Source organism: Bacillus sp. XB1, assembly GCF_053557995.1.
Genome location: NZ_JBNRIL010000001.1, coordinates 1,175,434 through 1,190,518 on the forward strand (window position 1 = coordinate 1,175,434; position 15,085 = coordinate 1,190,518).

General features: G+C 31.4%; 11 protein-coding genes and 1 pseudogene. 1 reads left to right on the forward strand and 11 read right to left on the reverse strand.

Annotation, left to right across the window (positions count from 1 at the left end; genetic code table 11):
* Window positions 1-40 precede the first annotated feature (40 nt).
* From ACK1U5_RS05980 to ACK1U5_RS06000, 5 genes are all read right to left on the reverse strand, one after another.
* Window positions 41-520, reverse strand: a complete 480-nt coding sequence (locus ACK1U5_RS05980) for an SRPBCC family protein (protein WP_000559852.1) — start codon at window positions 518-520, stop codon at window positions 41-43.
* A gap of 240 nt (window positions 521-760) precedes the next feature.
* Complete coding sequence (locus ACK1U5_RS05985; RefSeq protein WP_113710694.1) at window positions 761-1,324, reverse strand: class I SAM-dependent methyltransferase; 564 nt, start codon at window positions 1,322-1,324, stop codon at window positions 761-763.
* 156 nt (window positions 1,325-1,480) lie between these two features.
* Window positions 1,481-3,718, reverse strand: a complete 2,238-nt coding sequence (locus ACK1U5_RS05990) for an MSCRAMM family protein (RefSeq protein WP_069604903.1) — start codon at window positions 3,716-3,718, stop codon at window positions 1,481-1,483.
* Window positions 3,719-3,866: 148 nt separating this feature from the next.
* A complete protein-coding gene (locus tag ACK1U5_RS05995) occupies window positions 3,867-4,670 on the reverse strand; it encodes a class C sortase (protein ID WP_002196522.1) in 804 nt (267 codons plus the stop codon).
* 87 nt (window positions 4,671-4,757) lie between these two features.
* A complete protein-coding gene (locus ACK1U5_RS06000; RefSeq protein ID WP_000719305.1) occupies window positions 4,758-6,419 on the reverse strand; it encodes an LPXTG cell wall anchor domain-containing protein in 1,662 nt (553 codons plus the stop codon).
* 591 nt (window positions 6,420-7,010) lie between these two features.
* Here ACK1U5_RS06000 and ACK1U5_RS06005 point away from each other — a divergent pair.
* Window positions 7,011-8,237 carry an AraC family transcriptional regulator gene (locus ACK1U5_RS06005; protein WP_069604904.1) on the forward strand — a complete coding sequence of 409 codons (1,227 nt, stop codon included), beginning with the start codon at window positions 7,011-7,013 and terminating at the stop codon, window positions 8,235-8,237.
* A gap of 332 nt (window positions 8,238-8,569) precedes the next feature.
* Here the strand turns inward: ACK1U5_RS06005 and ACK1U5_RS06010 are convergent, their stop codons facing one another.
* The 6 genes and pseudogenes from ACK1U5_RS06010 to yqeK all read right to left on the reverse strand — a co-directional run bounded on the left by ACK1U5_RS06010 (window position 8,570) and on the right by yqeK (window position 15,016).
* Complete coding sequence (locus ACK1U5_RS06010) at window positions 8,570-11,251, reverse strand: M4 family metallopeptidase (protein ID WP_069604905.1); 2,682 nt, start codon at window positions 11,249-11,251, stop codon at window positions 8,570-8,572.
* A 175-nt stretch (window positions 11,252-11,426) separates the two neighbouring features.
* Window positions 11,427-11,801 (reverse strand): hypothetical protein, encoded by a 375-nt coding sequence (locus ACK1U5_RS06015; protein WP_001059023.1) that lies wholly within the window; start codon window positions 11,799-11,801, stop codon window positions 11,427-11,429.
* A 192-nt stretch (window positions 11,802-11,993) separates the two neighbouring features.
* Window positions 11,994-12,842, reverse strand: coding sequence for a GNAT family N-acetyltransferase (locus ACK1U5_RS06020; RefSeq protein WP_000617062.1), 849 nt, complete (start codon window positions 12,840-12,842; stop codon window positions 11,994-11,996).
* Between the two features lie 143 nt (window positions 12,843-12,985).
* Window positions 12,986-13,723, reverse strand: a complete 738-nt coding sequence (mtnN, locus tag ACK1U5_RS06025) for a 5'-methylthioadenosine/S-adenosylhomocysteine nucleosidase (protein ID WP_001987381.1) — start codon at window positions 13,721-13,723, stop codon at window positions 12,986-12,988.
* A pseudogene (locus ACK1U5_RS06030) lies at window positions 13,720-14,394 on the reverse strand (DUF3885 domain-containing protein). The gene mtnN and the pseudogene ACK1U5_RS06030 overlap by 4 nt, the downstream one beginning before the upstream one ends.
* A 13-nt stretch (window positions 14,395-14,407) precedes the next feature.
* Window positions 14,408-15,016: a bis(5'-nucleosyl)-tetraphosphatase (symmetrical) YqeK gene (gene yqeK, locus ACK1U5_RS06035; RefSeq protein WP_113710695.1), complete on the reverse strand. Its 609-nt coding sequence runs from the start codon at window positions 15,014-15,016 to the stop codon at window positions 14,408-14,410.
* Window positions 15,017-15,085 lie beyond the last annotated feature (69 nt).

Below are 15,085 nucleotides of genomic sequence, written 5' to 3' on the forward strand. Positions count from 1 at the left end.
AAATATAATAATTACATAATGAATATTACCTATTATGCAATTATCCTCTCACTTCATGAATCTTATCCTTGTATATTTCAAACCACTGTTGCCATTCATCTTTAGAAAATTCTTTCTCTTCTCCTTCTAAAACGTAAGAAAAAAGATTTAAACAAATATGCCAACCAGCTATATCTCTCGGTGTATGATCTGTTAATTCATTAATGTACTCTTTAAGGAATAAAAGAGTACTATTTTCCTCTTTATGTATTTCAAATCGGACACGGTCTTTATCCCAAGTAAATTCAAGTACTGAGTTTAGTTGACACTCTAAAATATCAATGTTTATGAATGAACCGTCCATCATGTCGAACTTTATTATTCCACCAGTTTTAAGGCTTTCAATCTGTAAATTGGACATCCATTTTTTCAGCTTACTGTTTTCTGTTAATACAGACCAAACTTCCTCTACCGTATATGGAAATTCGCGTTCAAATTTTACTATATATCCACCAGTTAGTTTCCCAATTTCAGCTATCATTTTGATTGCCTCCTCATATAGAATATATGTTCTCATTTTATTTTACAAGAATATAAATATAAAATAAATATTTATGTCAACGAAGTGTTAATTTAAAGTGAATGACGCTGAGAAAAACTTAAATATTTTCTAAATCGAGCTATATAGTATTGAAAATTAAATATAGATTTACGTACAAATAAAAAAGCCGCATTTGCGACTTATGAAATCATGGGATTAACTCCTTTTTTGGTTAAATGATTAGCGCTTAATCGCATCGATAATTAGCGATGGAAAACCAAGTTTATCGCCTTTATTTCTAGAATCATACCTTTTCGAACGGAAAATAACACCGTCGTTTGCATCCCATTCGTTGTAATAAAACTGACCATTTTCATCACAATATTCAAGTAAAACTACCTCGAATCCAGCAGTTTCAAACATTTTCGTTAATGTTTTATAATTATGAACGATTTTATGACTTGCTGCTGGATGATCTTTCGGACCGGGTCCCCCTATTTGAACTATATTTTGATATACCTCATCCTGAAAGAATGCATCAGGGACTCCGCACCGAATATGACCAGATGGTTTTAAAAATTCATAACAGATTTCAGCTGCTCTTACACCTTCTTCAAAAGTAAGGTGTTCCCATACATGCTCAGCTAAAATAGCTGAAATAGAGTTGTATTCAAATCTTTCTTCCCACGTAGCTTTATCTAGTAAGTTAAGTTCATCTTCTTGCGTTTGAATCCAGCCTGGATTATTATTAAACACTCCAGCTCCGACAACTACTTTAATTTCGTCTTGTTTTATTGCCACCATGTTCACCTCTTAAACATTTTAATTCATTAATATATTCTATGTTTACTATTATCCTTCCTCCTTCAACAAATGTAGTAACATGAGTCCAGTACAATACCGAACTCATGCCCTAAAAACTCTCTAACGCAACAATCTGTCTAACTCTATAAAATTAGTTCATAATATACGATTTTTCTTACAGAAATATAGCACACCAAACATTAGCATAATACCAATTACGTAAAAAATTGTTGTTCCGCTCCCACCAGTATTAGGAATTACCCAATTATTCTTCGCATTTTTCACTGTTATTTTTTGTGTCTTTACTGCTTCTGTAATTTCTATTTCTATTGGATCTCTAAGTAACATGTATCCGTTCGGTGCTTTTATTTCTTTAATCGTATACTTTCCAATTGCTAATTGGTTGGAAATTACCTTTCCTTTTTCATCCGTTATTAATCTACTAAGTTCTTTCCCTTCTTTATCTAACACTTGAAATACAGCGCCTTTTAGCTTTAATTCACTATCCTTATCATCAACTTTTTCAATTTCAAATTGCCCAGTCGGATCTGGCAATTTCTTATTTTCTATTTTAATTTCTACTACTGTATCTTTTTCTATTTTTACAGCTATTTTATCTTTTAATAATTCATAACCTTTAGGTGCCTCTATTTCCACTAGGGTATAGTTTCCTATTGGTAAGTCCTTTGATATCATTTCTCCTTTTTCATCTGTTATTAACTCTCCAACTACTTTTCCTTTTGCATCTTCTATATGAAACTTTGCCCCTGCTAGTTTTTTATTTTTATCACTTATGTCTACTTTCACAAGCTTCATTTTCCCCATTGGATCGGGCAATTTCTTATTTCCTATTTTAATTTCTACCACTGCATCTTTTTCTATTTTTACAGTTATTTTATCTTTTACTAATTCATAGCCTTTTGGCGCTTCTACTTCCACTAAGATATAGTTTCCTATTGGTAAGTCTTTTGATATTACTTCTCCTTCTTCATTTGTTACTAGTTCTCCAACTATTTTCCCATTTAAATCTTCAATTTTAAACTTTGCTCCTGCTAGCTTTTTATTTTTATCACTTATGTCTACTTTCACAAGCTTCATTTTTCCCATTGGATCGGGCAATTTCTTATTTCCTATTTTAATTTCTACTTCTGCATCTTTCTCTACTTTTACAGCTATTTTATCTTTTGATAATTCGTAACCTTTAGGTGCTTCTTTTTCCACTAAAGTATAGTTTCCTATTGGTAAGTCTTTTGATATCGCTTCTCCTTCTTCATTTGTTACTAGTTCTCCAACTATTTTCCCATTTAAATCTTCAATTTTAAACTTTGCTCCCACCAATTTTTTATTATCATTATTACTATCAACCTTTTTTATTTTTACTTTTCCTGTACTAGGCTTGTTCCAATGTTTCCAGTTAAATTTGAAATTGTGAAACTCAAATCCACCAGTTTGTTGTACCGCACCAACAAATGCTTGTCCATTAATCGAACCGCCTTTTGTTTCTAATACAGCATTGGGAGCAAACACACTCCCAACTACACCATATCCCTCTGTTGTAATTTTTTTCGCATTTGGAAAAACCCAAATCATTTTCCCATATAGCTCAGTAAACGGGGAATTAGGCGAATATGGTTGTGATGTAGGAACTATATCTGTAGCCTTTCCAATATTGTTCGTGTCATATAGAATAGACCCATTTTTAAATGTAACCTCTATTGCATCTGAATACATTACAATAAAATCTTTGTCCTTAGCATTGGGCAAAAATACATCTCTTATATCTACACTGATTTTCCCTGTCAATTCTGATGAAACATAAATATTAGGATTGTTTATATCTTTTCCGATTCCATGACTCATATTTGGAATTGGGGTATTTGTTTTATATTGACCTGCATTTTTACTGACTTGGTTCACTATATTGCGAAATTCATTAAATTTCGCGTCAATTTCTAGTTTTTCTTTATAAACGATACGATCATAAGAGGATTGTATGATGCGATCTGGATCACTCTCTTTTGTCATTACGACTATTCCGTTTTGAATGATAAAAGATTCTTCCCTTGATTTCTTAAATTTTCCAGACAATAACAAGGACGGATATCCCTCATCAACCCATTTTTCACCTACTATATTAGATGTTCCCGCTGCAGCACCTACAATCGTATACCCCGATGCATCCATATCACCTTGAACTGCAATTGCTCCTTCAATGTCGCCACCTATTGCTTTATGGTTACCAAAGACAACAGCATTATAACGCGATATATCTCCTAGACCTTCTAAGGTAGTCGTGGATCCATATGCTTCTTTTGGTACATATACGACAAAACTTACACTTAACATTAACAAAACAATAAAATGAATACTTACCAGCTTTAATCGTAGCCTCAATTCCTTTGTTCCCACCTTTACCGTATTTTTTTTATAATCGAATAAAATGAATTTTTATTAATGATGATTTACTTCATCCCCTATATACCTTCTTTACTTATCTTTGAATTTCCGGTCCCACTTCCCATTAATGCAGGATAAATACATTCTATCGAGTTAACTTTTTCTTATAAATTACGACTAGAAGCACACATAACAATAGGATTGTAACTATTACAGTCCACTTATTAAATATAAATATCTCTGTACTCACTTTTTGTTTTTCTTTCTCGTTTAACTCCACGCGCTCACCTCGAACTAGCAATCTATTGGTGTTTACTCCATAAGGCGTACACGTAATTAAAGTTGTATAATCTTTATTTTCTACAATTTGTAGATCGTCCGTTTCATGTGGTAACACTACTTTAATTTGATCTACTTTATAAGCAAGAACTTTGTCTAAAGAATGAATATAAAAAAGATCTCCTTTGCTCAACTTATCTAAATCTGTAAATAATTTTGCTGATGGTAAACCACGATGCCCTGTTAAAATAGTATGCGTACTTTCTCCACCTACCGGGAGCGAAGAAAAATCTAAATGACCTATCCCGCGACCCAATACTTCCTCAGAGGTCCCTTGGTAGATTGGCAGTTTTATATTAATTTTCGATATTTCAATATACCCCATTACATCTCCTAAATTTAACACATCAGCATACGCTTGATGATTACTTTTTTTTTCAGAAAATGGATCTGTAAATGTTTTCGCAGAAATTTGAACTTGTTTATTATATTCGGCTGCTTCTTTTTCCCTACGTTCGACTTCTTTCTTTTGTAATGCTTTAATCTTCTTATCGTAAGAGCTAATCTCAGAATAATGTGCACGAGTCGCCAACCAATTACTAATAGTAGGATATAAAAAAATACCTAATCCAAATAAAAAAATACCCCCCAAAACAAGATTTCGTTTCATATTTCCACCTCTGTATATGCTTAAATATCGAAAAGAGGGAAGCATTTTGCTTCTCCCCTTTTCCCATAGTTACATGTTCCTAAAATCTTAATTTCTAGCAAACTTTTTTCTAAAGAAAACAAATGCCGCTGTAAGCATTAACGTAAGGCCTATTACAGTAAAAAGAGTCGTTCCTATGCCACCCGTTACCGGAAGAATCCATCCACTTTTATTATTTTCAATCGTCAATTTAACCGTTTGATTATTTTCACTAATCTTTACATCAATGGGGTCTTTTAATAATTGATAAGATGCTTTTGTACCATCTTCTTTTGTATATGTTGGTGCTTTCGTTTCAAAAATTTGATAGTCTCCATATGGAATGTTAGACCATTTAATAACACCATTTTCATCTGATACACCTGTTACTTCTTTTCCTGCTACGACAACTATTTTTCCATTATTATCTTTAAGTACAAACTCTGCACCTTTTAATTTATTCTTATTAGCACTATCAATTTTTGTTAACTCAATTATTCCAGTTGTCGGAATAACAACTACAGGTTTAGATTCCTTTTCTCCAATTACATCATTTTTATTTGTAAAATGTATTTTTGCTGTATTTAAAATTTCCGAACCAGATGGTACTCCTTCTTTTACTTGGGATTTAATTTGCAAATGAAATTCTTTTTTACCATCTAATTTTGTGAAATCTTTTACTGTAGCTGTTACTTTTTGACCTTCTATAGCTACCTCAACAACGTTTGCATTTACTTCTGCTCCATCAATTTTCACGATTGGCTTTCCTTGAATCACTAAACGATTATCCAAAGTATCTGTTACCACATATTTTTTGTATTCCTTAATGTCTTCTGGAATTAATGTTTTAATATCATAATTATAATTAGTTAACGGATTTATCGGTAACGCTTCCAATTTTCCGTTAATTTTTTTATCAATTGTTGGTTCTTCATTGTTTTTCACTTCTATTTTAACTACTGTACCAGAAGTAATAGTTCCATCTTCATTAATTGTTCCGGAGTTCTTAACAAAAAACTCACGTTTAGTTGGATCTATTACATAGCCTTTCGGAGCTTTTGTTTCTTGGAAATAGTATTCACCATACTCCAATCCTTGCACGCGAATATGACCATTAGCATCTGTTACTAACTCTTTTTTCACTTCTGTACCATCTTTTTTAAATAAAGAGAATACTGCACCTGCTAATGCTTTTTCATTTACACCAGTTTTTATTAAATCCACTGCACCACGTTTAATCTCATTTTTGGGATACATGTGAACATCATAGTTTAGCACCTTACCCTCTTTATTCGTTAATGGGATATCCACTGTATACGTATTGGGATTTAGATTAACATGTGGAGGTCCTGCCACTTCTTTCACCTCATAACGTCCTAGCGGAAGATCTTTTAATACAGCTTGTCCGTTATCATCTGTTACTACTTGATTTGGAGTGGCTCCCATTACAGGTTTCACGTCTTCTTTTACGATTTTCCCATCGTTTGAAATTTTTTCAAAAGAAGCAACCCTTTTCACTTCAAACGTTACACCTTTTAATGGTTTCACATCTTTTGGCACCTCTTGATTTGCAGAACCGTCACCTTCTAGTCCCTGCGCTCCATCTTTTTCTTGTTCATACTTATGAATCGTTAAAGTACCTTTAGATGGTGAATCTGCCTTTACTAATACACTAGACCATGTAGAAAATGTTAAGAATAACACTAAAAGCACACTAAATATTTTTTTCATTTCTCTTATCCCCTTTACTACTTCTATCATTTTAAAAATTTCTTTATTACTATTACCTTCTTAAAAGCAATAGTGTGCCAAGTATCAGATTTAAACGAATAACATAAAACATAGTCGTCCAACAATCCATTGTTTACAATCACTTATTCACTTTTCTTATCTTCTATTATTACGTTGTCTCTCCACATGATATATGTAATTTTCTCCCCTAAATTACACGTATATCCCTATTTCAAGAATCATTACATTTGTTACATAATAGCTTTCACTGCTAATTTCGACTAGTCACTTACTGTCAATCTATTCATATCTCACTTCCTATCCCTATTTAAAATCCAATCTTAATCATTTTTTAATACATATAAGTAATAACCAACAAATAAGTGTGACGATTCATATTTTACGTTACTGTCCAAAACTATTACCTGTATATTCAAATAATATGTGCTATTCATGTTAAATTATGGTATTATTCTTAGAAGTTTATAACTTTTATTTATATTTTTTATTGATAAAGGTTTTCCGTATCTACTTATGAAAAAGGAATATATGTTTATTTAACTATTACGCATAACTGTAAGGAGGAAGAATATGACTAAAAAACTCAGTCTAGTTGAGATAGAGTACATTTGCAATATGTTTTTTCAATCTTTCGAAATTCCAGTTTGTTTTTTAGATTGTAACAAAAATATTCTTTTAGAATTTAAATCCAAAAATGATTCACATTCGTTATATACATCAAAAATAGAACAGTTACATATGCTTTTTCAGAGAAATGATACATATAATTCCCCCATCTTCAGAACTCACGAATATCTAGGGCACTTTATTTTAATTCACATAAAGAGCGATTATATGGTGAACGGTACTGTTATTATTGGGCCCTTGACACATGTAAATTTTTCTACAAGTAAAGCGGATAGTAACCTTAATTTTATTCCAAATTATAAAAGAACAAGAGACCATTATTTTTCATTGTCAGTCAAAGATCAAAATTTCTTTGTAAATATAGCGATATTGTTCTATAACATTCTCTATAAAAAAAATTCAGATGTAAGCACCTTTTCAAATAACAGTGACTCACTTCATATAAGTCATAGCAGCATCTTAAACGAAGATGTATATATTTCAATGCAAAAAGAAGAATCCATTTATCATAATTTATATATAGAGCAGCAACTACTTAGTTCTATAGAAGACGGGGATAAAGAAACCGTACTCAAATATTATTACGAATTCCAACAAGAGACTCTTTCATCTTTATCTTCATTCCATCAATTAAGACGTCATAAAAACATTTGTATTTCATCCATCACGCTCGCTACTAGATATGCGATAAAAGGGGGACTTCCATCTGGGATTGCTTACAAAATTTATGATTTGCATATTCAAAGAACAGAAGATTTAAAAGACAAAGAATCTGTTTGGGATTTATTAAAAAATGCTTTTTGTACCTTTGCAGACCGTGTAAAGGCACAAAAAACACAGCAACATTCACAGACTATTGCTATTTGTAAAAACTACATTTTTAAAAATATTTACAATCCAATATCTGTTAAACAACTTGCTAAATTTGCAAATGTGAATTCAGATTATTTATCTATATTATTTAAAAAAGAAGTCGGTATTTCATTAATTGAGTACATTCAACGTGAACGAGTCGAAGAAGCAAAGAAATTATTAACTTTCACCACCTATCCCTTATCAGATATATGCGCTTCGCTTAATTTTAGCGATCAAAGTTATTTCACTAAAATTTTTAAAAAATTCACCAATGAAACACCTGGTAAATACCGAAAATCTCATGTTGTCATTTAGAGTGACACTTCCATTAAAACAAAGTGTTTTCAGTAACTTATCAATGGCAAATTAGAAGTACTCCTATATTCATGAGCTATAGGATTTATACTATTTTCAAATTAAAAAACACGTTACTATTCTTTTATTTTAATGAGAATAGTAACGTGTTTTATATGTAATATAGTTCTGTAGACAGAATAGTATCCAACTGCAAATTTTTATAAAAGCCAAATGTACCGCTTAACTATTAAAATCTTAATAAGTAAAAAATCCATATTTCGTTTTATTTACTTTCTACTTTATTTCTTTTGAATACTGAACTCTTTTCTTCAAACGAATGATCCCTACTATTATTTTTGTATCTTTCTAAATTTGCGAACAAAAGTGAGTACTGTGCCTGTAATAATCATCAATATGCCGATTGCTGCACTGTTAGTTGTACTTACACCCGTCTTTGGAAGCTCCTTATATGTATATTCTTTTTTATCGCTATTACTGTTGTTAGAGATATTACTCTTATTTGCCTTATTAGCAAGGCCATTAGCTTTGCTAGTTTCTTTATCTTTCACTAATACTTTTTGTATCGTATTTACCTCATTACCCATGGAATCTTTGACACTATATATTATTTCATAAGTACCAGCTTTAGTTGTATCTATAGTTCCTTCATACGCTATTTTAGAAGTAAGGTCACCGTCCTCTTTATCAGTAGCTGATACCCCTACCAACGGATCAAATTGATCACCCTCAGTAATTGAAGTTGTAGCAGGTACTTTTAGTATTGGTTTATCATTTTTAACTTCTTCTCTAACTTTGACCGTTACAGTTTGCTTCGCCGTTACTTCATGGCCTTTTGAATCTGTAACTGTGTATTTTAATACGTAAGTACCGGCTTTATTTGTATCTACTTCACCATCAACTTTGATTTTAGAAGTAAGATCACCGTCTTCTTTATCGATAGCTAATACTTCTGCCATTGGAACAAATGAATCTCCTACATGAATTGTCGCTCCAACAGGCACTGTTAATTTAGGTTCTAAATCTGATGTTTCGCCATTTCCCTCTACAATTACAGTCTGTGTAGCCGTTGCATTCCCCCCTTGAGAATCAACAACCAGGTATTCCACAATGTATGTACCTGGTTTTGAAGTATCTACATCGCCTTTATGCTTTACTTTATTTGTTAAATCACCATCTTCTTTATCAACAGCTTTTACATTTCTCATTGGATCAAACGTATCACCTACACGTAGTGTAATCGTAAACGGTACAGTTAACTCTGGAGCTTGGTTTTCTGCTGTTTTTTCGTTTTCTTTCACCGTTCCTGTAATTTTTGCCGCATCAAAAGCATTTTGGACTGCTTGAACTTCAATTGAGTTCGTTCCATATTTATTAGCTGCGACTTTAAGGCATGCCAATTTCAATTCAGAGAAATCAGAAGTCATGTTTAATTCATCAGTATTTGCATAATAGAAAATATCAAACATTTTATCTTCACCAATACCATTTACATTTACACCGTTATGAGTACCACCTTGTGCAATTAAATATGCAACTTTATTAATAATACTTGAATTAAAATGTACGCCTCCATAATCCTCTCCATTTAAATCATTATATTTACTATAATCATCAGGATACGGTAGTCCTTCTGAAAAATTAATTGCAGTTGGATTTTTCATATTACGAAAAGTCGATCCAGTTTGTTCTCCTATTGTCCAGTTAAATTCCCCATTATTTATGTATTTCTCTATAGCCGTTCCCATAATATCCGATAATGCCTCGTTAATTGCCCCAGATTCTCCTGAGAATTCAAGGTTAGATTCACTTGATGTAACTGCGTGTGTAAATTCATGACCGGCTATATCGAACGCTTTTACCATAGGATCTCCATATAAAAGCATACTGATGTTATTAATATTAGTACTAAATGCATTCTCCCAATTTTCAGGATCATTTGTTCCTCCAGAATCCCATGCATGTACAACTGAAACTACTTTTTTTCCTTTATTATCAAAACTATTACGATTATATTTTTCTTTATAAAAATCATATACCTTTGTTGCTAAGAAATGAGCGCTTACCGCCTTTGGATCATTAAATGTTGTTGAAGCGCTAGTTGCTAGTATGCCAGGATAATAACTTTCTTCATTTGTAATATCTCTATAATTTACATCATATGTCTCAATTCCTTGCCCTCTTGTGTAATCAGCAAGCGCATAATTCCCACTGGTCTGTTTAGAAATACCAAATGTACGAGTTACGCCTAAATCATCTTTTCCTGTTCCAGTTAATGATGTGAAATTGCTAGTTTTATTTTCCTTAACGGATTCAACATACTCTTCACTTATTTTCAAACTTGATTCTTGTACCATATCTTTTAACATATCGCCATTATGAGCATTCACTAAATAAGTTCCAGATACATAATTTGGTGTTGTAGCAGCAAATGTAACTTGATATGCATTGCTAGCCTGCCCATGATTTTCATCAACAAAAATAACCGCCTTAACTTCTGGTTCAGAAATAAATTTAATGTCGTTTCCGTACTTTTTATAAATATATTGTTTCGCTTCTTCTTTTGATAAATTAATAGGTTTCTTTAAATCTTCTTGTGTTAAATTTTGTGCGCTAGCTCCTGAAATGCTTTTAATAATACCTTTTTTATCTACGTGAGCAGTTAACTGGTGGCCATACACTTCTTTTCCTTCATATATTTGTTGCATGCGCACAAGTGTAGTTCCATCATAAGAACCACGTTTTTGAAGAACCTTGTAATCTACTCCTGTTTCTGCACTAACTTGTTTTGGAGACAAAGCATGCTCCGTATTTTCCTTAAGTGCATCTTTCACTACATTCTCTGGCGCCTTTTTTGATGGTTGTGTAAGATCACCTGTACGGAATGAATCCTCTTGAATTTCAACTTGCATTTGACCAGGTTCCTCTGCATGACCTACTCCATATGGTGTTACACTTGTTAAAACAAATCCTGTTGTTAATGCAACTATAGCTATTTCTTTTTTATTTCCCATGGTATTTACCTCGTATAAATTTCTATTATTTATATGAAACTGCTAAAATGTATACAATCTATTCCTAACATAAAAAGATGACTTTTGTAATCTACAAAAGCCACCTCTTCAATATATAATATCCCTAAAATGTTTTTAATACATAATTTCTATACAAAAAAGAAAAAAGCATTCATTAACGAGCATTTTGCAATACTTTTATTAGGTCATTTATATTTTCAACTTTCTGCTGAAACTGATCAAATCTGTTATGTAGCGATGAAGGATTTTTATCTTCAGTTGAAATAACTTGTTTTAATTCATTTTCTAATTTATCATACATATCAAAAAAATTATCAAATTCTACACTTACAAGCTCTTCATTTTCGCGATAGAATCTTTTTGCTTCTATATAAGTCATATATGATTTATTTAAAAATCCTAATGAAATTAAATATTTAGAAGTGTTTTCTTGATAAATAGCAATATCACATGCTATTTTAATATCAGAATAAGTCTTTTGAACGAGACAATGCAATTCAAAAATCTTAAACTTTAATCCATTATTCATTTTCATCCCCTCCCATCGTATCTATTCTACATAAAATTAGAATATTATACAAAGAAAATTATTAGCAAGAAATTGACAATTAAAAAAATAACTTAAGGATAAACAAAATCCCTCTCATTATAAATTATAATTGCGGAGCATTTACCAACATAACAGCAAAATAAAAAACGAAAAGAATAAATCTTTCCGCTCTTAGAGTAATAAATACATTTCATATTGCGCTAAAGAATTCTTTTCAAATCCACATTTCTTAAAAAAACCCTCTAATAAATTATTGTTAGGAAACCCAATTGATAAACTTGATAAATTTAATTCTTCTCTTGCTACTTGTAATAATTTCATCCCAACACCAATATTTCTATAACCTTTGTCTACGAAAATAAAACTAATTTTACCTTGTTCAGTTACGCATAGAGAGCCTTTTAAGTCATTATCAACATATGCACCATAAAATACATTATTTGTTTTTTTAATATAATCAATATCATTTTGCCAATTTATATGGAAGTTTAACCATTTCTGAATTTCATCTTTAAAAGTTGGAAATTCTAATTGTTTTACTTCAATATCCTTACAAACTTTATTCTTTATTTTAGTCAAATCATTTAAATTATAATAAGAAAGATCGTACACTTTTTCATAGCCCAACTTATTATAAAAATGAATCGCTCGGTCGTTTCCTACAATGACTTCGAGAAAAAGTTGCTTACATCCATGTTGAATCGCCTCTTCTTTATGCAGTTCAAATAATTTTTGACTCACACCAATACCGCGGTAATTAGGATGAACCGCTAATGTTCCGCAGCGCATAGTCTTTATACTTTCATAATCCTTTATGCCACCTAGTATTACGCCAACAGATTTGCCTTCTTCTAAAGCAAGAAAAGAATGTTCTAGCAAATTACCTTCTGGTCCCAAAAAACGTTGTATAAAATCCTCTTTTGAAACCTCCATCTTAATAATGTAATCTGAAAATCCATCTTTAAAAGCTTCATATACTAAATCAATATTTACTTCACTACACCTTTTATATTGAATCATATAAAATTGCCCTCCAACTGCTTATATTAAACTCAACGTGTACCCATATAATATATTCCATCTATTATAAATTTCAGCTCTTAATTTGAAATGAGCGGACATTTCCCTACATATAACTCACTATTGATTTGTTTTATAACAAACTATCTATTATTTACTACATTAACCTCATAAACACGTAAAAAAGCAATTAAATGCTCACATGCTCTTTCACATGCTAGCATTTTAAAGATTTTTTGTTCTTCTTTCGTTTTATCATTTGCTTGATCTGAAGCAGCTTTTAAACAGAGAAATGGTTTTTTATTTATTTGGCATACATAGGCGAAAGCTGCTACTTCTTGATCAACTGCCAATGCTCCATATACGGTATGGAGTAAATATCTCATTTCTGAACTACGAATACGTTGATCTCCTGATAAAAATGTACCGAAATGTATCGGATCATACGATCGTATTTTTTTTATTCTTCTTACAAGTGATTTTGTTGTTTCAATAGGTGCTGTTCTACCGTTATATAAATTAAAAACATCTTCTCCTGAACCAGCAGCAGTAACATCATGTTGTATTGCGTTTAGTGCGACTACAATATGACCGTTTTTCACCTTGTTTGATAAACTTCCGCATATTCCTGTCATAAACAACTCATCTGGCTGAAACTCACTAATTAACAATTGTACACAACTAGCGCAGCTTACTTTACCGACACCAGTAACAACTGATATAATTTCCAGCTCATTAATAGTATGAAAATGAAATTCCCAAGCTGCTCTTTTTTCAACACGTTCACTTGGATAATGTTGATGCAAATACGTCAGTTCTGGTTCCCATGCAGATACAATTGCAATACGTTTCATTACACGCTTCACTTCCCCTATTGTCATTTAAATAAGTTATCTATACTTTCTCGTTCATAATCTGGAATCCATTCTTTGTATTTCTTATATAAATCTCGTATTATTTCTTTATTCTTCGCAATTACTTCACATCCTCTATCATCATACATAAACATGACAATATCTTTCGTTGCATTTATGAGAAATACATCTGGATAAGAAATTTCTTTTTTTCGTCCAAATCGAGGATATAAATCAAAGAAATCCTCATGATTAGCAACTTGTATAAGCGATTCATATTTAATATGTTCCGCAAGGCATTTTAAAGAAAAATGATATGTACAATATAAATCTGCTTCTTCATCTTCAAATAAGAACGGTAACGTTTCTTATCTTATATGAAACCTTAAATCTCTTTTCTTAATATATTTATTGTATACATTTATTTTCTGTGGAGTTTTTATATTTTCCTTTTTAAATCTATAAACATTTGTCACTACAAACACTACATCTTCTTTTGAAAATATGTCTTCAAATAAGAATTTATTATATGTATATAGTTGAGAAAAGTATTCCGTATTTAAATTGTCGGTTCCTTCTACAATTTGATATTTATCTTTTCCAAAATCAAAATGTAAATGATTTTCCCACTAAGAATATAAGTAGGGTACTAATGTAACTCCTGGAAATGTTTGATTCATATATTCTTTTAATTGCATTTCCTTGTCCTTTCTACTGTACAATTCCTTTTAAATCCCAGTATGCTTCTTCTAGCCATGGATGTATAACTTTCAATGTATCTTTCCTTTCCCACAAATATGAAATATATACAAAAGCTGCTTTTTCCAAAGATTTTTCCAATCCTTTTTTTATTTCTATTAAATATGGTGGTGTCCCTTTTTGATCCCATTCTATTTTATCTGCAACAAATAATACTAAATCCATCTTCGTTGCATGTTTACGCAACGTTGTGTGGCAACAAATTGCATTTAAAATTTCTTCATCTTCTACTTTAAATATTTCTTTTGCGATTACTCTCGATAGTTTTTGATGAATGATCATAGGAAACTTTCTTTCTGCTTCCACTATTTCTACATCAAATTCTTCAGTAACTGCAATCCGCTCCTCGTTCGGAAAAATGCCACTAATATCATGTAAATATCCTGCAATTGCTGCTTTTTCTTTATCTACGTGAAACTTTTCTGCAATCTTTTTTGCCACATTTGCCACACGAATTGAATGTTTATATGTAAACTCTTTATTATATTTTAGTAGAAAAGCTTTAATATCATTTTCTATTTTTCCAGTTGGAGTAAATGAATATATATCATTACATAACATAGAAAATCCCCCTTATAACTAACTTTCATTATAATGTAGGATCTAAATATCCTCGTTATTTTATATTCG